This is a genomic window from Pseudomonas typographi (assembly GCF_014694385.1).
GTDB classification, from domain to species: Bacteria; Pseudomonadota; Gammaproteobacteria; order Pseudomonadales; family Pseudomonadaceae; genus Aquipseudomonas; species Aquipseudomonas typographi.
Window position 1 is genome coordinate 145,123 of sequence record NZ_JAAOCA010000009.1, and the last position, 23,791, is coordinate 168,913.

Annotated in this window: 19 protein-coding genes; 13 read left to right on the forward strand and 6 right to left on the reverse strand. The window is 63.9% G+C overall.

Going from position 1 to position 23,791, the window contains the following annotated elements; all coding sequences use genetic code 11:
- The first annotated feature begins 124 nt into the window (after positions 1 to 124).
- Together HAQ05_RS09375 and HAQ05_RS09380 are read left to right on the forward strand one after the other, a co-directional pair.
- Complete coding sequence (locus HAQ05_RS09375; RefSeq protein ID WP_190419720.1) at positions 125 to 1,771, forward strand: MFS transporter; 1,647 nt, start codon at positions 125 to 127, stop codon at positions 1,769 to 1,771.
- Complete coding sequence (locus HAQ05_RS09380; protein ID WP_190419722.1) at positions 1,768 to 2,937, forward strand: HlyD family secretion protein; 1,170 nt, start codon at positions 1,768 to 1,770, stop codon at positions 2,935 to 2,937. The genes HAQ05_RS09375 and HAQ05_RS09380 overlap by 4 nt, the downstream gene beginning before the upstream one ends.
- Positions 2,938 to 2,989: 52 nt before the next feature.
- Here the strand turns inward: HAQ05_RS09380 and HAQ05_RS09385 are convergent, their stop codons facing one another.
- The gene (locus HAQ05_RS09385) at positions 2,990 to 3,766 is read right to left on the reverse strand and encodes a class I SAM-dependent methyltransferase (RefSeq protein ID WP_190419724.1); all 777 of its coding nucleotides are present in this window, start codon (positions 3,764 to 3,766) and stop codon (positions 2,990 to 2,992) included.
- Between the two features lie 291 nt (positions 3,767 to 4,057).
- Here HAQ05_RS09385 and HAQ05_RS09390 point away from each other — a divergent pair, with 291 nt between their 5' ends.
- Positions 4,058 to 4,744: a dihydrofolate reductase family protein gene (locus tag HAQ05_RS09390; RefSeq protein ID WP_190419726.1), complete on the forward strand. Its 687-nt coding sequence runs from the start codon at positions 4,058 to 4,060 to the stop codon at positions 4,742 to 4,744.
- Between the two features lie 204 nt (positions 4,745 to 4,948).
- Positions 4,949 to 6,142: a sugar transporter gene (locus HAQ05_RS09395; protein ID WP_338050169.1), complete on the forward strand. Its 1,194-nt coding sequence runs from the start codon at positions 4,949 to 4,951 to the stop codon at positions 6,140 to 6,142.
- Positions 6,143 to 6,192: 50 nt separating this feature from the next.
- Here the strand turns inward: HAQ05_RS09395 and HAQ05_RS09400 are convergent, their stop codons facing one another.
- On the reverse strand, positions 6,193 to 7,170 hold the full coding sequence (locus tag HAQ05_RS09400; RefSeq protein ID WP_190419730.1) for a GlxA family transcriptional regulator: 978 nt from the start codon (positions 7,168 to 7,170) through the stop codon (positions 6,193 to 6,195).
- A gap of 153 nt (positions 7,171 to 7,323) precedes the next feature.
- Positions 7,324 to 8,274: an aldo/keto reductase gene (locus HAQ05_RS09405; protein WP_190419732.1), complete on the reverse strand. Its 951-nt coding sequence runs from the start codon at positions 8,272 to 8,274 to the stop codon at positions 7,324 to 7,326.
- Positions 8,275 to 8,483: 209 nt separating this feature from the next.
- Here HAQ05_RS09405 and imuA point away from each other — a divergent pair, with 209 nt between their 5' ends.
- The 3 genes from imuA to HAQ05_RS09420 are packed head-to-tail and all read left to right on the forward strand — an operon-like array spanning position 8,484 to position 13,582.
- Positions 8,484 to 9,101 (forward strand): translesion DNA synthesis-associated protein ImuA, encoded by a 618-nt coding sequence (imuA, locus tag HAQ05_RS09410; protein WP_190419734.1) that lies wholly within the window; start codon positions 8,484 to 8,486, stop codon positions 9,099 to 9,101.
- 6 nt (positions 9,102 to 9,107) lie between these two features.
- On the forward strand, positions 9,108 to 10,514 hold the full coding sequence (locus HAQ05_RS09415) for a Y-family DNA polymerase (RefSeq protein WP_190419736.1): 1,407 nt from the start codon (positions 9,108 to 9,110) through the stop codon (positions 10,512 to 10,514).
- Positions 10,511 to 13,582: an error-prone DNA polymerase gene (locus HAQ05_RS09420; protein ID WP_190419738.1), complete on the forward strand. Its 3,072-nt coding sequence runs from the start codon at positions 10,511 to 10,513 to the stop codon at positions 13,580 to 13,582. The genes HAQ05_RS09415 and HAQ05_RS09420 overlap by 4 nt, the downstream gene beginning before the upstream one ends.
- Positions 13,583 to 13,771: 189 nt before the next feature.
- Here the strand turns inward: HAQ05_RS09420 and HAQ05_RS09425 are convergent, their stop codons facing one another.
- Complete coding sequence (locus HAQ05_RS09425) at positions 13,772 to 14,923, reverse strand: aldose epimerase family protein (RefSeq protein ID WP_190419740.1); 1,152 nt, start codon at positions 14,921 to 14,923, stop codon at positions 13,772 to 13,774.
- Positions 14,924 to 15,106: 183 nt separating this feature from the next.
- Here HAQ05_RS09425 and HAQ05_RS09430 point away from each other — a divergent pair, with 183 nt between their 5' ends.
- The 6 genes from HAQ05_RS09430 to HAQ05_RS09455 all read left to right on the forward strand — a co-directional run bounded on the left by HAQ05_RS09430 (position 15,107) and on the right by HAQ05_RS09455 (position 22,838).
- A complete protein-coding gene (locus HAQ05_RS09430) occupies positions 15,107 to 15,976 on the forward strand; it encodes an SMP-30/gluconolactonase/LRE family protein (RefSeq protein ID WP_190419742.1) in 870 nt (289 codons plus the stop codon).
- A gap of 93 nt (positions 15,977 to 16,069) precedes the next feature.
- Positions 16,070 to 17,074 (forward strand): substrate-binding domain-containing protein, encoded by a 1,005-nt coding sequence (locus HAQ05_RS09435; RefSeq protein ID WP_190419744.1) that lies wholly within the window; start codon positions 16,070 to 16,072, stop codon positions 17,072 to 17,074.
- 17 nt (positions 17,075 to 17,091) lie between these two features.
- Positions 17,092 to 18,594, forward strand: coding sequence for an L-arabinose ABC transporter ATP-binding protein AraG (gene araG, locus HAQ05_RS09440; RefSeq protein ID WP_190419746.1), 1,503 nt, complete (start codon positions 17,092 to 17,094; stop codon positions 18,592 to 18,594).
- Positions 18,595 to 18,621: 27 nt separating this feature from the next.
- Positions 18,622 to 19,596, forward strand: a complete 975-nt coding sequence (araH, locus tag HAQ05_RS09445; RefSeq protein WP_190419748.1) for an L-arabinose ABC transporter permease AraH — start codon at positions 18,622 to 18,624, stop codon at positions 19,594 to 19,596.
- A 93-nt stretch (positions 19,597 to 19,689) separates the two neighbouring features.
- On the forward strand, positions 19,690 to 22,185 hold the full coding sequence (locus HAQ05_RS09450; protein WP_338050170.1) for an excinuclease ABC subunit UvrA: 2,496 nt from the start codon (positions 19,690 to 19,692) through the stop codon (positions 22,183 to 22,185).
- A 113-nt stretch (positions 22,186 to 22,298) separates the two neighbouring features.
- Positions 22,299 to 22,838, forward strand: coding sequence for a hypothetical protein (locus HAQ05_RS09455; protein WP_190419750.1), 540 nt, complete (start codon positions 22,299 to 22,301; stop codon positions 22,836 to 22,838).
- A 63-nt stretch (positions 22,839 to 22,901) separates the two neighbouring features.
- On the opposite strand, the gene HAQ05_RS09460 is transcribed toward HAQ05_RS09455, so the two are convergent.
- Both HAQ05_RS09460 and csrA read right to left on the reverse strand, forming a co-directional pair.
- On the reverse strand, positions 22,902 to 23,390 hold the full coding sequence (locus HAQ05_RS09460; RefSeq protein ID WP_420825762.1) for an FAD/FMN-containing dehydrogenase: 489 nt from the start codon (positions 23,388 to 23,390) through the stop codon (positions 22,902 to 22,904).
- Between the two features lie 51 nt (positions 23,391 to 23,441).
- On the reverse strand, positions 23,442 to 23,630 hold the full coding sequence (gene csrA, locus HAQ05_RS09465; protein WP_190419753.1) for a carbon storage regulator CsrA: 189 nt from the start codon (positions 23,628 to 23,630) through the stop codon (positions 23,442 to 23,444).
- Between the last annotated feature and the right edge of the window lie 161 nt (positions 23,631 to 23,791).

The window sequence follows — 23,791 nt, forward strand, 5'->3', positions numbered from 1 at the left end:
GTTATAGAGTAACGGGCTGATTTTGGTGTGAATTTACCGTTTCTTTACAGTTTCACGATAATAGAGAAAACTTTTGCTTCTAATCTGCTACTAAATTGCTTCATTCGGTAGGCTCCCACGCGCGATGGACCATTACACCCCACATGCTTGGCAACCCCACGAGCGGCCCTCGCTGCCGGGTTCGCCGTCCACGCCGCTGCATTCGACACCCAAGCGGGTGGCTTACTTGTTGGTGGGCCTGTTGGTGGGCATTACCGGTGGCCTGGGCAATGCGCTGGTGGCCGCCAACCTCGTTTATTTGCAAGGGGCACTGGGTGCGACCACGGCGGAAATGGCATGGCTGCCGGCGGCCTATGTAATGACCAACGTCAGCATGAACCTGCTGCTGGTCAAGTTCCGCCAGCAGTTCGGCCTGCGGGCATTCACCGAGGTGTTCTTGGCGTTGTATGCGGTGGTGACCTTCGCCCACTTGTTCGTCAACGACCTGAACTCGGCCATTGCCGTGCGCGCGGCCCATGGCATGGTCGGCGCGGCGCTGAGTTCGCTGGGCCTTTATTACATGATCCAGGCGTTTCCGGCGAAGTGGCGACTCAAGGCGCTGGTGTTGGGCCTGGGCACGGCGCAGTTGGCCCTGCCGCTGGCGCGGCTGTTTTCCGAAGACCTGCTGCAAGTGGCCGAATGGCGCGGGCTTTACTTGTTCGAACTGGGCTTGTGTTTAACGGCGTTGGCCAGCGTGCTGTGGCTGAAACTGCCGCCCGGCGATCGCTTTCGCACGTTCGAGCCGCTGGATTTTTTGACGTTTGCCTTGCTCGCGCCGGGTATTGGGCTGCTGGTGGCGGTGCTGTCGCTCGGGCGCATCGACTGGTGGCTGGAGGCGCCGTGGATCGGTTATGCCTTGGTGGGCGCTACGGTGTTGATCTTGAGCGGGCTGGGTATCGAACACAACCGCAACAACCCGCTACTGATGACCCGTTGGCTGGGCAGCGGGCCTATCCTGCGCCTGGGCCTGGCGGTGATATTGATCCGCATGGTCACCTCCGAGCAATCCACCGGCGCGGTGGGGTTCATGCAATACCTGAATTTGGGCAGCCAGCAGTTGTTCGCGCTTTACCTGGTGATGCTGGTGGGCAGCGTGGCGGGGCTGGCCACCAGCGCCCTGACCATACACCCCGAGCACTTGTTCATGCCGCTGTTAATGTCCCTGGGGTTGATGGGAACCGGCGCGGTGATGGACACGTTTTCCAGCAACATTACCCGCCCTGAGCAGATGTACCTGTCGCAGTTTTTGCTGGCGTTTGGTTCCACGTTCTTTCTCGGCCCCACCATGGTGCTGGGCACCCGCAATGTGATCGCCAACCCGCGCAACCTGGTGAGTTTTTCGGTAATGTTCGGCATCGCGCAAAACCTCGGCAGCTTGATCGGTTCGGCGGTGCTCGGCACGTGGCAGATCGTGCGGGAGAAATACCATTCCAGCCTGATCACCGACCACCTGCCGTTTTATGACCCACTGGTGGCGGCGCGGGTGCAAAGCGGCGCCTCCAGCTACAGCGGGGTGTTGCCCGGCAGCGCCGAACGCAACGCCCAGGGCCTGCGTGCCCTGGCGACCGCAGCCACCCGCGAAGCCAACGTGATGGCCTACAACGACACCTTCATGTTGATAGCCATCATCGCCGTGCTCACCCTGATCTGGATCTCGGTGCGTGTGCTGTGGCTCAGAAGTACCACCCGCGCCGTGCCTACGGCCCCTGCCTCCGGTTCCACTGCCCCATGACCGACCAGCCCCAAAGCACTACCACCACTGCCATTGCGGCCACACCCGAGGGCCAGACCCCGCCGCCGCAGATGGCGGCCACCGAGCCACGCTCGCGGCGCGCACGGATTCTTTCAGCGTTGCTATTCGGCTCGCTGGCGCTGATAGGCGTGTTGGTGGTGCTCTATGCCTGGCAACTGCCGCCGTTTTCCAGCCCCATCGAAAGCACTGAAAACGCATTAGTGCAAGGCCAGGTCACGGTGATCAGCCCACAGCTCTCCGGATACGTGTTCGAGGTGCCCGTGCAAGACTTTGAATTCGTGAAGGCTGGCGATCTGCTGGTGCGGCTGGACGATCGCATTTACCAGCAGCGGTTGGCCCAGGCGTTGGCGCAGCTCGAAACCCAAAAGGCGGCACTGGCCAACAATGCGCAGCAGCAACGCAGCGCCCAGGCCACCATTGCCCAGCGCCAGGCGGCGATTGGCGACAGCAAGGCCCAGGCGCAAAAAGCCGCCGCAGACCTGCGCCGCAACCAAGCACTGATCAGCGACGGCTCGATTTCACAGAGCGACCTGGACGTGGCCCGCGCCGCCAATGCGCAGGCGATAGCGGCGGTAGCCGAGGCCGAGGCCGAGTTGGACATTGCGCGGCAAGACCTACGTACCGTGGTGGTCAATCGCGACTCGCTCATCGCCTCGGTGAACGATGCCGAGGCCGCGGTGCAACTGGCGCGCATCGACCTTTCCAATACCCGCATCACCGCGCCGCGGGACGGCCAGTTGGGGCAGATCGGCGTGAAGCTTGGCGCCTGGGTCAACTCCGGAGCTCAGTTGATGGGGCTGGTGCCCAGCACCCTATGGGTGATCGCCAACATGAAGGAAACCCAGATGGCCAAGGTACGTATAGGCCAGCCAGTGCGCTTCACGGTAGACGCCCTCGACCACGCCCGGCTTACCGGGCACGTACAGCGCATTTCGCCGGCCACCGGCTCTGAGTTTGCGTTGCTGCAGTCGGACAACGCCACCGGCAATTTCGTCAAGATCGCCCAGCGCATTCCGGTACGCATCAGCATCGACCCCGACCAGCCGCAAGCCCAGCGGCTGCGGCCAGGGATGAGCGTGGTGGTCAGCATCGATACCGCCTATGTGGTGGAGGAGCAACGCGGGGAGCCGCAAGCGGTGGAATAGGCAATGCGCCCCGACGGTAACGAGGTGCCGCTAAACGTGTGTAGCCAGATCACTAGCCATGGGGCTGCTTCACGAACCCATACGCCTGTGTTTGATAAGGGAACGCTACGGTTTCGCGCCCGCGAAGCGCCGGGTGTGTGGCGACCAGCTCACGCAGTTGCGCGGCCACGGCGTTTTTCTCAGCCTGTGGCAACGCCGCAATGAAGCTCACCGACAGGCAACGGCCGAGGATGACGTCTTCGGGGCTGCCTTCATGGGTATGTTCGAACGTGGCCACGCGGGGCTCGCTAAAGTAGTGGCCGTCGAACGCCTGGCGCCATAGGCCGGTGTGAAAACGCGGGGCATCGCCCTCGTAAGGGGTGAGTATCGCCGTGATTGCCGCGACCCAATCCACCGACTCATCGCGCACGTTCCACACCAGCCCCAGGCGCCCACCGGGGGCCAGTACACGGTGGATTTCGGCCAGGGCTGCGGCGGTAGCGAACCAATGAAACGCCTGGGCACAGGTGACGACCTGCACCGTTTGGTCACCCAGCGGTATCCCTTGGGCGGTGCCATCCAGCACCGGTACCTTGGGCAGGCCCAGGGAGAGTTCATCGCGCATGGCCGCCACCGGTTCCACGGCGGTCACGTTGGCCTGCAGCCCGGCGAGCAGGCGGGTGAACTTGCCGGTGCCGGCGCCCAGGTCGAGCACCGGCAGTGCCGGTACGATCCCGAGGGTGCCGCGCAGCCAACCCTCCAGGGCGGCCGGATAGTCGGGGCGGCCACTGGTATAGGTACTGGCTTCGGCGGAAAACCCGCGTTGGGCGGCATCGTGAACGGGGGGCATGGGGTGGCATTCCTCTGGGGCAGTTACCCGCTTCGGCGACCTCGGTCGCAGGAAGGGCTGGGGCGGTTCAATGCATCATCTTGACGCCGATCAGCGCCAGCATCAATGCAAGGGGGGGCCGTGCGCAGCAAGGCCTGCGGCACCCGGCCGGCCAGGTGGTTGCCGGGTGGAGTGTTTCAGACGTTCACACAAAAGGCTGCAGGCAATGGCTGAAGCACCACGCTGGGTTGCGGCCGGCTGAACTCCAGGCAGCCCGCCTTGGTCTGTTGCTGACACCTTGGAGGCCTTGTGATGAAACCCTATGTGATTTGCCACATGATGTCGTCGCTCGACGGCCATGCCCTTACCGACGGCTGGGAACGCCCATTCAAGCAGCAGGCCGGCGAACTCTACGAGCGCCTGGCCGAGGGCTTCGACTTCGACGCATGGATTTGTGGGCGGGTGACCATGCAGGAAATCGCCCACGATGAAGGCTACCCACAAGGGCTGGCCACGGCGCCGATCCCTCGAAAAAACCACTGGGCGGTGCGCGATGCCAAGCCTTACGCGGTGAGCATCGACCCCCATGGCAAGGTCGGTTGGAAGCAAAACACCGCCCTGGGCGCGGCTATCGTCGAAGTGCTCAGCGAGCAGGTGAGCGACGACTACCTGGCGCACCTGCAACAACTGGGTATTTCTTATTTGTTCGCTGGGCAGCGCGAACTTGACCTTGCCCAGGTGCTGGAAACCTTGCACAGCGAGTTGGGGGTGCAGCGGGCGGTGGTCGAAGGCGGCCCCCGGGTAAGCGGCGCGTTCGTACAGGCCGGCTTGGTTGACGAACTCAGTGTACTGGTGCTGCCGTTGGTGGATGGCCGCGGGGAACACCCGGCGTCCTTCGAAATACCCGCCGAACGTTGGCAGGCCCCGGCTTACCTGAAGTTGGCCAGCGCCGAGGTGCAACAGGGCGGGGCGGTGTGGTTGCGCTATACGCCGCGATAACCAGTGCCCAGCGCCTGGAAAACGTGCTGCTCCATTGTGGGGTGGCGCGGCCAGTGCGTAAAATGCCCCTTTCGATGCCGTACCCCCTTTCCCATACCCATAATAAATCCGCTGCTTTCACGATAGGCCAGGCTTCTGGCAGGTCATGCGCGTGCGCCGATGGGTGGGTCGGTCTTTTCATACCTTTTTCAGGATGAGCGACCCGTGGATGCTACCGCCCCGCAACCCGCTACTGGCAGTTGGTTGTGCGTTATCGCACTGGCCTTGGCGGCCTTCATTTTCAATACCACCGAATTCGTACCGGTCGGCTTGCTCAGCGGCATCGCCCTGAGTTTCGACATGACCGTGGCCCAGGTGGGGCTGATGTTGACCGTGTACGCCTGGGTCGTCACCCTCATGTCGCTGCCGCTGATGTTGATCACCCGTAACATCGAGCGGCGCAAGTTGCTGCTCGGGGTGTTCGTGCTGTTCATTGCCGGGCATGGGTTGGCCAGCGTGGCCTGGAACTTCCCCGTGCTGCTGCTCAGCCGGTTGTGCATCGCGCTCAGCCATGCGGTGTTCTGGTCGATTACCGCTTCGCTGGCGGTGCGGGTCGCACCGCCAGGGCGGGCGGTCCAGGCGCTGGGCCTGCTGGCCACCGGCACGTCGTTGGCCATGGTGCTGGGCATCCCGTTGGGGCGAGTCGTCGGGCAATGGTTGGGCTGGCGGATCACCTTCCTCGGCATCGGGTTCGTCGCCGCGGCCGTGGTGGTGTGGCTGTACCGTTCGCTGCCGTTGCTGCCCAGCCAGAATTCCGGTTCGCTGCGCAGCTTGCCGATGTTGCTCAAGCGCCCGCCCTTGGTGGTCAGCTATGTATTGACGGCCCTGGTGGTCACTGGGCAATTCACCGCCTACAGCTATATCGAACCGTTCGTGGCGGGTGTGGCCCACATGAGCGAGCAGGTCACCACCTTGTTATTGCTGGTTTTCGGTGGGGCGGGCTTGTTGGGCTCGCTGATTTTCAGCCGCCTGAACGACCGTTACCCGCGCGGCTTGATGATCGCGGCGATTGCCACCTTGGGCCTGTGCCTGGCCTTGTTGCTGCCGTTTGCCGCCCATGCCTGGGCGTTGGGCACGTTATGCGTGTTCTGGGGCATCTCGATCATGGTCTTCAGCCTGGTGATGCAGGCGCGGGTGCTGGCGCTGGCCGCTGATGCCACGGATGTGGCCATGTCGCTGCACTCGGGTATCTACAACATAGGTATTGGTGGGGGCGCCTTGTTGGGCAGTGTGGTTATCAGCCAATTGAGCGTGTCCGGGATCGGTGTGGTCGGTGCGTTGCTGGCATTCGCCGCATTAGGTTTGTGCGTGGGGGTGACCTTGCGCTTTGGCCATGGGGTGTACCTGCCGGCGAAGTAATCCCATAGGCGCGAGGCTTTACGCGCCATGGCTTAACGCCCTGGCGCCGTTTAGCGCCGGGTTTCCTTCGACGGCGGATGGCCGAAATAGGCGGTATAGCGTTTACTGAAATGGCTTGCCGAGACAAACCCGCAAGCGATGGCCACGTCCAGAATCGACAGGTCCGAGTGCTGCAACAGGCGGCGCCCTTCGGTGATGCGTAGCTCCAGGTAGTGGCGCTGTGGGGTGGTGCCCAGTTGTTCCTTGAACAGCCGCTCGATCTGCCGGCGTGAGCGGCCCACGTACTGCGCCAGTTGGTCCAGGTCCAGGGGTTCTTCGAGGTTGGCGTCCATCAAGTTGACGACCTCGCGCAACGGCGCGGTCATTTTTACGTTCAAGGTGGGGTTTACCCGCCGGTAGCGTGACTCTTCGAAGGCGAGGATGTCTTCTATGCCTTCGACCAAGGCCCTGCCATGCAGCTTGCCGATCCACTCCAAGGCCAGGTAGAAAGCCCCGCTGGGGCTGGCGGCGGTGAGGCGGTCACGGTCGATCATGTAGCTTTCGCTAGTTACCTGGCTGGCTTTGGCGGTTTCGGCCAATGCGGCGCGATGCTCGGGGTGGATCGCGCAGCGGTAGCCGGCCAGTAGCCCGGCCTGGCCGAGAAACCATGCGCCGTTCCACAAGCCGGCGAGGTCCAGGCCATGGCGCGCGGCGTCTTGCAGCAGGCGGGTGAGTTCGCTGTTCGGTCGCAGCGGCGTGCGTAGGCCGCCGCATACCACCAGCAAGTCGAAAGAGGCCAGCGAGAGCGTAGCGAGGTCGGCATCGGGGCGGATCACCAAGCCCAAATCGCTGGTGACCTCCTCACCGTCGAGGCTGAAGGTGCATGTGCTGAACGCCTGGGGCTCCAGCAGGTTGGCGGTGACCAGGGTATCGAGCGCTTGGGTGAAGGCCGGCAATGAAAAATGCGTGAGCAGAATGAAGCCGGCCCGGGCCCCCGGCGGGTGTGGGGTGTGCTGTTCGCCCAGGTAGCGCAGGTTCTTGCCTTTCATGCCGCTACTGAATTGCCTGCGTTCGATCAATCTGCGCCTCGCTTGGGTGCTTTCTTATTCGGCGCATTCTAGGGGGCGGGTGCAAGGCCGGCCAGTAGGGCGGCGGCGGATGGCGCAAACGGCAATGGCGATGCCGTTTGCGCCTTGGTTACGTCACGCGGGCTGGTCGAGCAGGTGCAGGTCGTCGGTGGTCAACGCCAGTTGGGCCGCGCGAGCAAAGTGCTCCACTTGCTCAACGCCGGTAGCGCTGGCAATGGGCGCGGTTATGCCTTCTCGGGCCATCAGCCAGGCCAGTGCGACTTCTGCCGGGGTGGCGCCATGGCCTTCGGCAACCTGGTCGAGCGCGTCGAGTAACTGCAGCCCGCGTGGGTTGAGGTAGCCGGCGACTTTTTCGCCACGGGCGCTTTGCCCAAGGTCGGCTTGGCTGCGGTATTTGCCGGTCAAAAAACCTGACGCCAGGCTGTAGTAGGTGACCACACCCACCTGTTCACGCAGGCAGAGCTCGCGCAAAGGGCCTTCGAAGCTTTCGCGGTCGTACAGGTTGTATTCCGGTTGCAGCACCTGGTAGGCCGGCAGGTGTTCGTGGGCAGCGACCTTCAGTGCTTCGCCCAGTTGCGCTGCGTCGAGGTTCGAGGCGCCCACTGCGCGGACCTTGCCGGCCTCGAGCAATTGCCCGAAGGCGCCGAGGGTTTCGCTGTAGGGGGTTTGCGGGTCTGGCCAATGGGAGAAATACAGGTCGATGTGATCGGTTTGCAGGCGCTGCAGCGAGGCCTCCACCGCTTGGGTGATCCAGCGCTTTGACAGGCCCTTGTGCCCGGGTTGGCCCATGTCGGCGCCCACTTTGGTGAACAGCTTGACCCTATCGCGTACACCTGGGCGCGCCTTGAACCAGCGGCCGAGGATGGTTTCCGACTCACCGCCGCGGTTACCCGGTGCCCAGGCCGAATACACGTCGGCAGTGTCGATGGCGTCGAAACCATGGTCAATGAAAGCGTCGAGCACGGCGAAGCTTTGTTTCTCGTCGAGGGTCCAGCCAAACACATTGCCGCCGAACACCAGCGGGGCGATGGACTGGCCGGTACGGCCAAGGGCGCGTTTTTCCATGGTAGTGCTCCTTCAAACCAAGCAAAAGGGGGTGCACGGCAGACCACCCCGGGGCAGGGCGGTTCGATGAAACCTGCCCGGCAGCATTAAAATAGCCGCCCGGCGGCACGAATGTAAAAGTACTGGTCAAGCATACAGTTGTTCGGTAAGAATCCGCCCATGAACCTTTACACCTTAACCTTATTTGTCCACTTGGCGGGTGCCCTGGCATGAGCCTGGCCCTGGTCAGCCTCGATGGCCTGCTCGACCAGCGCCGGGTGTGGCGTGGGCGTGCCAGCGAGCCGGCAGGCCCAGCCGCGGCCCAGCCCACCGGCCATGAAGCGCTCGACGCCTGCCTACCCGCTGGCGGTTGGCCGCCGGCGGCGTTGTCCGAGATCTTGTTGGCGGCGCCCGGCAGCGGTGAATTGCAACTGCTGTGGCCGAGCCTGGCGCGGCTTACCCGTGCAGGTGAGCGGGTGGTGCTGGTGGCACCGCCGTGGGTGCCGTACCCGCAGGCCTGGGAAGCCGCGGGGGTGATGCTCGAGCACCTGAGTTGGGTGCGCGCCAACCCTGCCGAGGCGTTGTGGGCCACCGAGCAATGCCTGCGTTCCGGCAGTTGCGGGGCGGTGCTGTGCTGGCCGGGCCAGGTGGCCGACCGTGCCCTTCGGCGGTTGCAGGTGGCCGCTGAAACCGGGCAAACCCTGGCCTTCGCCCTGCGTGGCCAGCAGGCCGCGCTCAACCCCTCGCCCGCGGCATTGCGCCTGGCCGTAGACCCTGCGCAGTGGCGGGTACTGAAGTGCCGTGGTGGGCTTGCGCCGGCGCACCCCATCGCCCGGCCGGCCGCCTGAAGCATCATGCTCTGGGCCTGCATTCTGTTACCTCAATTGGCGCTCGACGGTGTGCTGCGTGGGCGCGCCGACCCTGCACGGCCGCTGGTGCTGCTCGGCGGGCCCACGCAGCGGCGCGTGCTCAAGGCTGCCAATGCCTCGGCAAGGGCCTTGGGCCTACGCCCCGGGCTGCCCCTGAGCACCGCCCAAGCCTTGGCCCTGGGCTTCGACAGCGCCGAGTACGACCTGGCGCAGGTCGCCCAGGCAGAGCGTTTGCTGGCGGCCTGGGCCTATGGCTTCAGTGCCCAAGTCAGCCTGCACTACCCACGGGCTTTGTTGCTGGAGGTGGGGTCAAGCTTGGGCCTGTTTGGGCCCTGGCCGCACTTCCAAGCCACCTTGCACCAGGGGCTTGCGGCCATGGGCTTCAGTCGGCGCATCACCCTGGCGCCTAACCCGGTGGCGGCGCGTGTGCTGGCTAACCTGCACGATGGCTTGGCGGTCACCGACCCTGCGGCGTTGGAAGCGGTGCTGTGCGAACTGCCCATCGCCTGTGCGGGCTTGGCCCGCGAGCACGCGGCCAGTTGCCAGCGCATGGGCCTGCGCCGGTTGGGCCAGTTGCTCGGCTTGCCGCGCCAAGCGGTTGCCAGGCGCTTCCCAGCCGAGCTGCTGCAGCACCTTGACCGCTTGCGCGGGTTGGCCCCTATGGCGTTGGAGTTCTACCAGCCACCGGACCGCTTCGAGGCGCGCATCGAACTGAACTACGACGTTGAAAGCACTCAGGCGCTGTTGTTTCCATTGCGCCGGCTAGTAGCAGACCTGGCCGCCTACGTGTTGGCCCGCGACGGGGGCGTGCAGCGCTTCGTGGTGCAGCTCGAACACGCCCTGGGGCCACCCACCGAAGTGCCCGTGGGCCTGCTGGGCGCCGAGCGAGACCCTGGGCGCTTGTTCGAGTTGGCGCGCGGCCGCCTGGAACCTGTGCAGGTAGCGCGCCCGGTGCGCAGCCTAAGGTTGCTCGCCGAACAGTTGCCCGCATTCGTGCCTGGGCGCCGCGAGCTGTTCGATGCCCGGCCGCAACAATTGCAACCCTGGGAGCAATTGCGTGAGCGGCTGCGGGCACGGCTGGGCGACGACGCGGTGTTGGGCTTGGGCTACGCCGCCGACCACCGCCCCGAACAGGCTTGGCGGGCCGCGCCGGGGCCACCGGCGCAGGCGGGTGGTACGCGCCCCGGTTGGCTGTTGCCCCAGGTGCAGCCCTTTGCCGTTGATGCGGGGGCCCTGCAGGCTGGGCCCGAGCGGGTAGAAAGCGGTTGGTGGGACGGTGGCGATGTGCGCCGTGATTATTACCGTGTGCAATTGCCCGATGGCCGCCTGGCTTGGGTCTATCGGGCCCTGGGCGAGCCCGAGGGGTTGTGGCTGCAGGGGTGGTTCGGGTGAGCCCTGAGTATGCCGAGTTGCATTGCCTGTCGGCGTTCAGCTTCCAACGCGGTGCCTCCACGGCGCGCGAGCTGTTCGCCCGCGCCGCGCAATTGGGTTACCGGGCCCTGGCAATCACCGACGAATGCACCCTGGCGGGTATTGTGCGGGCCTGGGAGGCGGCCCAGGCCGAGGCAGTGGCCTTGATCGTGGGCAGCGAAATGGCGGTGGAGCAGGGCCCGCGCTGTGTGTTGCTGGCCGAGAATCTGGCCGGCTACCAGGCCTTGTGCGGGCTGATCACTGCTGCCCGCCGCCGCGCGCCGAAGGGCGAATACCGCCTGTTGCGCGAGGATTTCTCAGGCGTAGAGGGCTTACTCGCCTTATGGCTGCCCGGCCCTGATATCGACCTGGCCCACGGCCATTGGCTCAAGGGCGTGTTCGGCGAGCGCCTGTGGCTGGCCGTGGAGCTGCACCGAGGGCCAGACGACGCCCACTGCCTGGCACGCTGGGAATGGGCCGCGCAGGCGCTGGGCGTGCGTTGCGTGGCCAGCGCCGATGCCCACATGCATGCCCGCGGCCGCCGTGCCCTGCAAGACACCCTCACCGCCATCCGCCACCACACCACCGTGGCCGAGGCCGGCCAGCGTTTGTTTGCCAATGGTGAACGGCATTTGCGCCCGCGCGAGCAACTGGCGCAGCTTTACCCACCCGCGCTGTTGGCCGAAACCCTGGCCATCGCCGCGCGTTGCCAGTTCGACCTCTCTCAGTTGCAGTATCACTACCCCCGCGAACTGGTGCCCGAAGGCCATACCCCGGCCAGTTGGTTGCGCACCCTTACCGACGAAGGCGCCGAACGCCGCTGGCGCAAGGGCAGGGGCAAGCCCTGCGAGCAACTCGACAAGGAGCTGGCGATCATCACCGACAAGGGCTATGAGGCGTACTTTCTCACGGTGCACGACATCGTGCGTTTTGCCCGTGAACGCAACATCCTTTGCCAAGGTCGCGGCTCGGCGGCCAACTCGGCGGTGTGCTTTGCCCTGGGTATCACTGCCATCGACCCCAGCAACAGCGGGCTGCTGTTCGAGCGGTTCATCAGCCGCGAGCGCAACGAGCCACCGGATATCGACGTCGATTTCGAGCACGAGCGCCGCGAAGAAGTCATCCAGTATGTGTTCCAGCGCTACGGCCGCCAGCGTGCCGCATTGACCGCGGTGGCCAGCAGTTACCGCAGCGCCGGCGCGGTGCGCGATGTGGCCAAGGCGTTGGGCATGGGGCCGGATGCCGTCAACGCCCTGGCCGGTTGCGTGAGCCGCCACGGTGACGAACTGCCCACTCCCGAGCGCCTGCGCGAAGCCGGTTTCGACCCCGCCAACCCCGCCTTGCGCCGGGTGCTGGTACTGGCCGGCGAATTACAGGGCTTTCCCCGTCACTTGTCGCAGCACCCCGGTGGCTTCGTGATCAGCGAACACCCCTTGCACACCCTGGTGCCGGTGGAAAACGCCGCCATGGCTGAGCGCACGGTGATCCAGTGGGACAAAGACGACCTCGACAAAGTGGGTTTGCTCAAGGTCGATGTGCTCGCCTTGGGCATGCTCAGTTGCCTGCGCCGCTGCTTCGACCTGCTGCGCCAGTGGCGTGGCCGCGCGTGGGGGTTGGTGAATATCCCCTCCGATTGCCCGGCCACCTATGCCATGCTCGGGCGGGCCGACACGGTGGGGGTGTTCCAGATCGAATCGCGGGCACAGATGGCCATGCTGCCACGGCTCAAACCCAAGGAGTTCTACGACCTGGTGATCCAAGTGGCGATCGTGCGCCCCGGGCCGATCCAGGGCGACATGGTCCACCCGTACCTGCGAAGGCGTAACGGCGATGAGGAACCGGATTATCCCAGTGATGAACTCAAGGCCGTGCTCAAACGAACCCTCGGCGTGCCGCTGTTCCAGGAGCAAGTGATGCAACTGGCGATTGTGGCCGCCGGTTACACCCCTGGTGAGGCTGACCAACTGCGCCGCTCCATGGCCGCATGGAAGCGCCACGGCGGCCTGGAGCCGCACCAAGCCAAGTTGCGCGAAGGCATGCTGCGCAACCACTACAGCGAGGCATTTGCCGCGCGCATCTTCGAGCAGATCAAAGGCTTTGGTAGCTATGGCTTTCCTGAATCCCACGCGGCCAGCTTCGCCTTGCTCTGTTATGCCAGCGCCTGGCTTAAATGCCATGAGCCAGCGATTTTCGCCACTGCCCTGATCAACAGTTGGCCGATGGGCTTCTACAGCCCCGACCAAATCCTCCAGGATGCCCGCCGCCACGGCATCCAAACCCACCCGGTGGACGTGCGCTACAGCACCTGGGACTGCTCACTGGAGGCCACGGATGCCGAGCAGCCGGCCATTCGCATGGGGTTGCGGTTGATTCGCGGTTTTAGCCAGGGGGCGGCCGAAGCCATCGAACAGGCGCGCCGCGCCGGCCCTTTCACGGATGTGGCCGACCTGGCACAGCGCGCCCACCTCGATGCCCGTGCCCGTGAGCAGTTGGCCGATGCCGGCGCCCTCAAGGGTTTGGCCGGGCACCGCTTTCGCGCCCGCTGGGAAGTGGCTAGCGTGCAACCGCAGTTGCCCTTGTTCGCCGGCGTGCAGGCGCCGGCAGAAGCCCCCGTGGCGCTGCCGCGGCCCAGCGTGGGCGAAGACTTGCACGCGGACTACGCGACCCTGGGCACCACCCTGGGCCCGCACCCGCTCAGCTTACTGCGCCGCCGTTTAAGTAAATGGCGCTGTCGCAGCTCGCGGGAATTGCCCTTGATCGAGCACGGGCGGCCGGTGAACGTGTGCGGGCTGGTCACCGGCCGGCAACGCCCCGGCACCGCCAGCGGGGTCACCTTCGTGACCCTCGAAGACGAATTCGGCATGGTCAATGTGGTGGTATGGCTCGACTTGGCCGAACGCCAGCGCCAGGCCCTGGTGGGCTCGCGCCTGATGCAGGTACAGGGCCGCCTGGAGCGCAACGGCGAGGTGATCCACGTGGTCGCCCGCAACCTGCTGGACATGAGCGGGCTGCTCGATGGGCTGGCTGTGCGCAGCCGGGATTTTCGTTGATGGCTCTACTGATCTCACGAGAATTCACGCGTGCAGTTTTTTGCCGGGCGAGGCCGGCCCCGCCGCAAAAGGCGCTGCCAAAATGGCACAGCCAATAACAACTAAAACACTACACTGTGGCGTTATCAAAATGGCTGCGCTGGGGCAGTGCCGGACAACGTCCGGCCACAACGTATTACCCCCCCTTTTTTACAGGGTGCTGAACTTGAACACCGTGTCCTGCGTATACGTTTGCCCGGGGTTCAGCCGGGTGCTCGGGAAGTTGGGCTGGTTGGGCGAGTCCGGGTAGTGCTGGGTTTCCAGGGTGAACCCGCCCCAGTGCGGGTACGCTTGGCCCCCCTTGCCGGTGATCGAGCCGGTGAGGAAGTTGCCGGTGTACAGTTGCACCCCCGGTTCGCTGGTGAACAGTTGCAGGCGCCGGCCAGAGCCGGGGTCGGTCACCTCGGCGGCGAGCTTATGTACGTCGCCGGCGGTGTCGAGCACCCAATTGAAGTCAAAGCCGCCTTGTTTGGGCTCGGCGAACTTAAGCTGGGGGTGGTCATCGCGAATGTGCTTGCCGAAGGCCGTGGGTTTGAGGAAGTCCAGGGGCGTGCCGGCCACCGGCGCGAGCTCCCCGGTGGGGATCAGCGTGCCGTCGATGGGGGTGTAGCGCGAGGCGTGCACCACTGCCACCTGGTTGAGGATATCGCCGGTGCCGGCACCGGCCAGGTTGAAGTAGCTATGGTTGGTAAGGTTCACCACCGTGGGTTTGTCCGTGTGGGCTTTGTATTGGATACGCAGTTCGTTCTGCTCGTTGAGGCTGTAGGTGACTTCAACGTTCAAGTTACCGGGAAAGCCCATTTCGCCATCTTTGGCCCGGTAACTCAACGTTACCCCGACCCACCCTGGGCCCTGGGCCGGCTTTGCTTGCCACACCTGGTGGTCGAAGCCCAGGGGGCCGCCATGCAGGGCGTTGGGCCCATCGTTGAGGGGTACTTGGTAGGCCTTGCCGTCGAGGCTGAACTTGCCACCGGCCAGGCGGTTGCCGAAGCGGCCAATGGTGGCGCCGAAGTGCACGTCGCCATGGTCCTGGTAGCCCTGCGGGTCATCGAAGCCCAGCACCACATCGGCCGCCTCGCCATTACGACCGGGCACTTTTAGCGCTTGCAGCACCGCCCCGTAGGTGATGACCGTGGCTTGCATGCCATGGCTGTTGGCAAGCACGTAGCGTTCGATGGCGGTGCCATCCTTGAGCGTGCCGAAGCTTGAGTGTTCGCGGGTCACGGCGGCATGGGCGGATGCGGCAAAGCCGCTCAGCGCAGTGGCCATGATCAGCCCGCCGAGGCGTGAGGTTTTAGGCATTGGGGTATCTCCTTAGCTGTTTTTATTGTGTGGAAGGGCCGTGCAGCGGCACCTTCCTGTACCAATATAGTCATACCAATACGAACGGTTTAACGTTTTTACACCCTTTTAAATTCAGGTTGCGCTGCAAAAGGTAATACTTTTTAATCGAAGCACGCGATTCATAACAACAACGGAGGCGCCATGCACTGGCAGCCCATTTCGCCGCAGCGCTATACCCTGGCCGAGGGCCCCTTATGGGACACCCCCAGCCAAACGCTGTATTGGGTCGACATCGCTGGCCGCCTGGCTTGCCGGCTGGGCCCGAAAGGCCTTGAGCAATGGCCGATGCCGGAACCTGTGTCGGCGTTCATCCCTACCACCGCCGGCGATGCGCTGGTCACACTGGCCAGCGGTGTTTATCGGCTGCGCCTTGACCAGCCCGAGCCACAACACGTCTTGTTCGCCCAGCCCGACCCTACCCCTGGCAACCGCGCCAACGAAGCCCGCTGCGACCAGCAGGGGCGGCTGTGGCTGGGTACTATGCAGAACAACCTGGCGGCCGATGGCAGCGATATCCCCGTCACCCGGCGCAGCGGCGGTTTGTTTCGTATTCACTCCAGCGGCGAAGCCACGCGCCTGCTTGAGGGCCAGGGCATCGTCAACACCCTGTTGTGGAGCCCAGATGGCCAGTGGCTGTACAGCGCCGATAGCCACGATGGCGAGCTGCGGCGCTACCGCCTGTTGGCCGGCGGCGGGCTCGGTGCCGCCGAGCCTTGGGCTGAAGCCGGCCCCGGCAGCCCAGATGGTTCGGCCATGGACGAACAAGGCTATGTATGGAACGCCCGCTGGGGGGGCGGTTGTTTGCTGCGTTTCGCCCCAGACGGGCGCATCGACCGGCGCATCGAGTTACCGCTGAGCCACCCCACCAGTTGTGTGTTTGGCGGGCCGGCCAGGGAACACTTATACGTAACGACTGCTCGCCCGGCCGGTGCCGTGGGCGAGTGGAGCGGGGCGGTACTGTGCGCCGACGTCGGTATTGCTGGGCTGCCGTGCGAACGCTTCGCAGGCTAACGATCGGTGACAATTCGTTACCTTGGTCGGCAGAGCACTCTGCTATCAATCCACCTGCGACAACAGGCTTCGAACAAAAACAAGGAGTGAGCCATGTTTTCAACCCAAGGGATCCGCACCTTCTGTGCGGCCGCCGCAACTGCTGTGATGCTGTCTGCTTCCCATCTGGCCCTGGCCGCCGAGCCGGTAAAAATCGGTTTTTTGGTCAAACAACCCGAAGAACCGTGGTTCCAGACTGAATGGGCATTCGCCGAAAAAGCCGCCAAAGACAAGGGCTTCACCCTGCTGAAGATTGCCGTACCCGATGGCGAAAAAACCCTGTCGGCCATCGATAGCTTGGCCGCCAATGGTGCCAAAGGCTTCGTTATCTGCCCGCCAGACGTGTCGTTGGGCCCGAGCATCGTCGCCAAGGCCAAGGCTGCCGACATGAAGGTCATGGCCGTGGATGATCGTTTCGTCGACGCCAACGGCAAATTCATGGAAGACGTACCCTACCTGGGGATGGCCGCCTTCGAGGTGGGCCAGAAACAGGGCAGTGCCATGGCTACCGAAGCGCAGAAGCGCGGTTGGACGTGGGACGAAACTTTTGCCGTGATCAACACCTACGATGAACTCGACACCGGCAAGAAACGCACCGACGGCTCGATCGATGCGCTGAAGAAGGCCGGGCTGCCAGCGGATCACATCATGTTCGCGCCGCAGAAAACCCTCGACGTGCCCGGCGGTATGGACGCAGCCAATGCCGCGCTGGTGAAACTGCCTGGTACGGCCAAGCACTTGATCATCGGCGGCATGAACGACAACACCGTGTTGGGCGGTGTACGCGCCACCGAAACCGCCGGGTTCAAAGCTGCTGACGTGATTGGCATTGGCATCAACGGCACCGATGCCAAAGAAGAGCTGAAAAAGCCAAACAGCGGTTTCTACGGTTCGCTGCTGCCCAGCCCGAACATCGAGGGCTACAAAACCGCCGAGATGGTGTACGACTGGGTGACCACCGGTAAGGAACCGCCCAAATACACCGCGATGGACGAAGTGACGCTGATCACCCGGGATAATTTCCAGCAGGAGCTTGAAAAAATCGGGCTGTGGAAATGACCCCGGGGGGCAATGCCATGAACACGCCGCACGCGACTGCCTCGGCACTGCGCTTTACGGGTATCGGCAAGCAGTTCCCCGGGGTACGGGCGCTGTCGGGCATCACCTTCGAGGTGCGCCCGGGCCAGGTGCATGCCCTGATGGGTGAGAACGGCGCGGGTAAATCGACCCTGCTGAAGATTCTCGGCGGTGCCTACACGCCCAGCGACGGTGAACTGCGCCTGGGCGAGCAGGTGCTCAGCTTCAAAAGCGCGGCCGACAGCATCGCCAGCGGTATTGCGGTCATCCACCAGGAACTGCACCTGGTGCCTGACATGAGCGTGGCGGAGAACCTACTGTTGGGGCATTTGCCCAACCGCTTCGGCATCGTCGACCGGCGAGCCTTGCACCGCCGCGCCCGCGCGCTGCTCAAGGGGTTGGCCGAAGAAATCGACCCCAGCATGCGCTTGGGCGAACTGTCGCTGGGGCAGCGCCAATTGGTGGAGATCGCCAAGGCGTTGTCGCGAGACGCCCGGGTGATTGCCTTCGACGAGCCCACCAGCAGTTTGTCGACCCGGGAAATCGACCGCTTGATGGGCATCATCGGGCGCCTGCGCGATGAGGGCCGGGTGGTGCTGTACGTGTCCCATCGCATGGAAGAGATCTTTCGTATCTGCGACGCGGTCACCGTCTTCAAGGACGGCCGGTTCGTGTGCACCTTCGACGACATGAGCCAGCTCAGCCACGACCAGTTGGTGACCAGCATGGTTGGGCGCGACATCGAAGACATCTACGATTACCGGGAACGGCCCCAAGGCGAGGTGGCGCTAAACGTGCAGGGCCTACTGGGGCCCGGCCTGGCCAAACCTGCCAGCTTCAATGTACGCCATGGCGAGGTACTGGGCTTTTTCGGACTGGTCGGGGCCGGGCGCACCGAATTGCTGCGCCTGCTCAGCGGTTTGGCCAATCACCAGGCCGGGCAGGTCAGCCTCGACGGCCAGCCGTTGAAGCTGCACAGCCCGCGCGATGCCATCGACGCTGGGATCCTGCTGTGCCCGGAAGATCGCAAGAAAGAAGGCATCGTGCCGCAGGCCAGTGTTGCGGAGAACATCAATATCGGCGCGCGCCCGGCCCACGCGCGTTTCGGCTGCCTGCTGCGGCGGTTGTGGGAGCGTAACAATGCCGAAAAGCAGATCCGCGCACTGAACGTGAAAACCCCCTCGGCCGACCAGGCGATCCTGTATTTATCCGGTGGTAACCAGCAAAAGGCCATCCTGGGTCGCTGGTTGTCGCTGCCCATGAAAGTGTTGTTGCTCGACGAACCGACCCGGGGCATCGATATCGGCGCCAAATCGGAGATCTACCAGATCATCCACCGCCTGGCCGCCGACGGTGTGGCGGTGATCGTGGTGTCTAGCGACTTGATGGAAGTGATCGGCATCAGCGACCGTATCGTGGTGATGTGCGAGGGCGCGATCACCGGCGAAGTCCCCCGTGCCCACGCAGAAGAATCGCGCCTGCTGCAATTGGCGCTGCCCTAACATGCCGAACAAAAACAAGAGGTGAACATGGCTACCCTTCCACACAACAAGCGCCTCGCCATCGGCGGCCATTCGCTGAACCTGCGCCGCTTTCTCGACGACTGGGCCATGCTACTGGTGGCGGTCTTGGTGTTCGCAGGTTCCGCGCTGCTGATCGACAATTTTCTTTCGCCGCTGAACATGCGCGGGCTGGGCCTGGCGATTTCCACCGTGGGCATCGCCGCCTGCACCATGCTGTTCTGCTTGGCCTCGGGGCACTTCGACCTTTCGGTGGGCTCGGTGATTGCCTGTGCCGGGGTGATCGCCGCCGTGGTGATGCGCGATACCAGCAGTGTAGCGCTGGGGGTGGCGGCGGCATTGGCCATGGGCCTGCTGGTGGGGCTGATCAACGGCATTGTGATCGCCAAGCTACGCATCAACGCGTTGATCACCACCCTGGCGACCATGCAGATCGTCCGCGGGCTGGCCTATATCTTTTCCAACGGTAAAGCGGTAGGTGTGGCTCAAGAAGGCTTTTTCGTATTCGGCAACGGCCAGTTGTGGGGTGTGCCCGTGCCGATTGTGATCACCGTGTTGTGCTTCGCGTTCTTTGGTTGGCTGCTTAATTACACCACCTATGGGCGCAATACCATGGCCATCGGTGGTAACCAGGAAGCGGCACGCCTGGCCGGGGTACGGGTAGACCGCACCAAGATCGTGATCTTCGCCGTGCACGGCGTGGTCGGCGCCCTGGCCGGCGTGGTGTTGGCCTCGCGCATGACCAGCGGCCAGCCGATGGTGGGGCAGGGCTTCGAACTGACGGTGATCAGTGCCTGCGTGCTGGGTGGCGTATCGCTGGCGGGCGGCATCGGCATGATGCGCCATGTAATCGCCGGTGTACTGATTTTGGCGATCATCGAGAACGCCATGAACCTGAAGAACATCGACACGTTTTACCAATATGTGATCCGGGGCACTATTTTGCTGTTGGCGGTGATCATCGACCGGCTGAAGCAGCGCTAGGCGCTCGCCCGCCGTGGCCAAGACCTCTTCAACCGTTGCACCCGAGGGCTCGAAGCCTGAAGCTAGGCATTCTGCCGCTTTGGAGTACGCCTGGTGAAGGATCAAAACGCCTCCGGTTTCGTCCGCGTACGGGGTGCCCGTGAGCACAACTTGAAAAACGTTGACGTGGACATCCCCCGTGACGCCCTGGTGGCGTTCAGCGGGGTGTCTGGTTCGGGTAAGTCGTCGCTGGCTTTTGGTACCGTGTATGCCGAGGCGCAGCGGCGCTATTTCGAATCGGTGGCGCCCTACGCGCGGCGGCTGATCGACCAGGTAGGGGTGCCGGATGTCGACGCCATCGACGGCCTGCCGCCGGCGGTGGCATTGCAGCAACAGCGCGGCACGCCCAGCACCCGTTCCAGCTTGGCCAGCGTCACCGGCCTGGGCAGCCTGGTGCGCATGCTCTATTCCCGCGCCGGGCATTTTCCCGACGGCGCCGCCATGCTCTACGCCGAGGACTTTTCCGCCAATACCCCCCAGGGCGCTTGCCCCCACTGCCATGGGCTGGGCCGGGTATACGAAGTCACTGAAGATTCGATGGTTCCCGACCCGAGCCTGAGCATTCGCCAACGTGCTGTGGCGGCGTGGCCCACGGCCTGGCAAGGCCAGAACTACCGCGACATCCTGGTGACGCTGGGCTATGACGTGGACCAGCCGTGGCGTGAGCTGCCGCAAGCGCAACGTGACTGGATTCTGTTCACCGACGACACCCCGACCGTACCGGTGTACGCGGGGTTGAGCCCGGCGCAAACGCAGCGGGCGCTGAAGGAAAAACGCGAGCCCAGCTACATGGGCACCTTCAGTGGCGCGCGGCGCTACGTGCTGCACACCTTCAGCCATTCGCAAAGCGCCCTGATGAAAAAACGCGTGGCGCAGTTCATGGTGGGCAGCCTATGCCCGGCTTGCCAAGGTAAGCGGCTCAAGCCCGAGGCGCTGGCGGTCACCTTCGCGGGCCTGGACATCGGCGAGTTCCAGCGCCTACCGCTCACGCGTTTGGCTGAGTTGCTCGCCGACGTGGCCGAAGGGCATCCCGCCGAACCGCTGAGCGTTGAAAAAGCCTTGGCCGCGCGGCACATGGCGGCCAACCTGTGCGAGCGAATTCGCACCTTGACCGGCCTGGGCTTGGGCTACCTGACCCTCGAACGTGGCACGACCACATTGTCGGCCGGTGAGCTGCAGCGGTTGCGCCTGGCCACGCAATTGGCCTCGCAGTTATTCGGTGTGGTGTATGTACTCGACGAACCTTCCGCCGGGCTGCACCCGGCCGACAGCGAGGCGCTGTTCGCCGCGCTGGATGAACTCAAGCGCGCCGGCAACTCGCTGTTCGTGGTCGAGCACGACCTGCGCACCCTGCGCCGGGCCGATTGGATCGTCGACGTAGGCCCGGCGGCGGGCGAGCAAGGCGGCCAGGTGCTGTACAGCGGCCCCTTGGCCGGGCTGGCGCAGGTGAAGGCCTCGATCACGGCGCGTTATTTGTTCGGCCAGGCACAGCCTGTGGCGCGCCTGCCACGGCCAGCGCGGGGCTGGTTGCGCTTGGCCGGGGTCACGCGCAATAACCTGCATGAACTCACGGTGGCCTTCCCGCTCGGCTGCCTGACCGCGGTGACCGGCGTCTCTGGCTCGGGCAAGTCGAGCCTGGTCAGCCAGGCGCTGTTGGAGCTGGTCGGCGAAGCCCTGGGGCGTGCGCCACGTAGCGATGAAGACAGCCCCACGCTTGAAGACTTACGCTTCGACACCACTGGTGGGCGTATCGTCGAGGGCCTGGAGTCCATCCAGCGCTTGGTTCAGGTCGACCAAAAGCCCATCGGCCGTACCCCTCGCTCGAACTTGGCAACCTACACCGGGTTGTTCGATCAGGTGCGCAAGTTGTTTGCCGCAACGCCACAAGCACGCGCGTTAGGCTTCGATGCTGGGCAGTTCTCGTTCAATGTGGCCAAGGGGCGTTGCCCGCAGTGCGAGGGCGAGGGGTTCGTCAGCGTCGAGCTGCTATTCATGCCCAGCGTGTACGCGCCATGCCCAGCCTGCCAAGGCGCACGTTATGCCCCCGCGACCTTGCAAGTGCAATGGCAGGGCCACAGCATCGCCGACGTGCTGGCACTCACCGTAGAGCAAGCGTGCGAGCTGTTCTCGGAGCAAGCGGCGGTGCAACGGCCGCTGGCGGTGCTGCGCGAACTCGGCCTGGGCTATTTGCGCCTGGGCCAGCCGGCCACCGAGCTTTCCGGTGGCGAGGCGCAACGCATCAAGCTGGCCACCGAGCTGCAACGCGCGCACCGTGGTGGCACGCTGTATGTGTTAGACGAACCCACCACCGGCCTTCACCCCAGTGATGTCGACCGGCTGCTGGCGCAATTGCATGGGTTGGTCGAGCAAGGCAGCACCGTGGTGCTGGTGGAACACAACATGAGGGTGGTGGCCCAGGCCGACTGGCTGCTGGACATCGGCCCCGGTGCCGGCGATGCCGGGGGGCAGGTGGTCTACGCCGGGGTGCCCGATGGCATTGAAGGCTGTGCGCAAAGCCGCACCGCGCCCTATTTAATGGCCGAGGGCTGATGTGCCCCGCAACTGAATGCAAAACCCTGGTCGCGCAGCTATTAGATCTACTGGTTACCTCGGCCGGAACGTTGGCTTAGGGTGAGGCGGTCAACTCAAATGAGGACCACGTCATGACCCGATTGAACCGTTCAGGCGCGCTCGCCCCAGCGTTTGGCCACAACGGCGAAGTGCCAATCCCGGCAACGCCCCCCTTCGATGACACGGACGTCTACACCCTTCAGGTGTTGCCATCGGCAGCCGACCCCGACGGCGCCGTGGCGTTGTTCGGTATTTCGCTCTCGGAATACGAGTGGGGCGCCTCGGTATTCCTTCGGGTGGCGGCTGATGGTCGATCGTGCTTAGCGCACGTTCCAGTCACTTTGCCGTCCTCCGCGGCATTGGATGTCAGGCCCTTCACCGCCAGGGTGTATGCGGGCTGCGGTTATTTCACCGCTGGCGTGACGTTATGGCTGTTCGAAAACGGCGAGGCGGTTCAACACGTGGCGGTGGGCCGTTATGGAATGGACTTAGAAACTGGTCAAGCTCGTGCCCTAGTGCGGTGGTTTGTAGGTTCGCACAAGCATTGGCGTGTGCGTTTTACTGTCAGGCAAGGCGCTGTGACGAGCCATAGCGGGGCTACGGCAAGGGGGCGCAACGCAGGTCGGCAGTAAAAGGCACCGTCAACATTGTGCAGTCAACTTCTGAAACACCACGCCCGCCAGTACCGAGTAAGCTCATGGCGCCGCCACGGTCTGCCCGGCAGGCGCTTGCTCAAGCGCTGCGCGTAGGCTGGCGGCATCGGCGAATGTGCGCGCCTCGGCTAACCTACCGGCGTCCACACGCAGCCATTGCACAGTGTCGCGGTCGCCCTCATAGCGGCTGGCCACGCGGCCTTGTGGGTCGAGCATGATGCGGTATTTGGCCGAGCGCATGGCGGGGATGGCGAATACCTTGGCCACCATCGCCGGCATGTGTTCGATATCGGCCACGTAGGCGGCATGGCGGGCTTCCAGGTACCCACCGGGCTGGTCTTTAAGGGCAGCGTCTACCAGCCTGGCGGCGGCCATGCTGCGGGCCACCAACAACACGTGGGTATCGGCATTGAACGTATAGGGCTGGTCAAACTGATCGAGCAGCGTCCACGGGGCCATCGGCTGGCCCATGCCTTGTGCGTGGCCGAACAATGGCAAGCACAACAGGCACGTCGTAAGGGCGTGTCGCAGTGTCATCGTGGGAATTCCGGAGCCGGCCGGGGGAAACAAACCTGCGGTCGTTTATTCTGCTTTTTCAGGTGCCGGTGTGCCGGCCTGGATACGTTTGAAAATTTCTTCACGGTGTACTTGCACGTGCTTTGGCGCTTCGATACCAATGCGTACCTGCATGCCCTTCACGCCGAGAATGGTTATCTTGATATCGTCGTTTACGACGATGCTTTCGCCGCATTTGCGGGTGAGAATCAGCATGTAAGGCTCCTTGTTCCTTGCTGGGGGCGGTCTGAGTGACGGCTGGTCATTCCACAACAGACGCGCTTATGCACAATTAATTCCGCCTCTACCTGTTTCCATTTGAGAAATTTCGTACAGGAGTAGGGGAAATGGCTGGCACAAGTATCGCTTGGATCGGC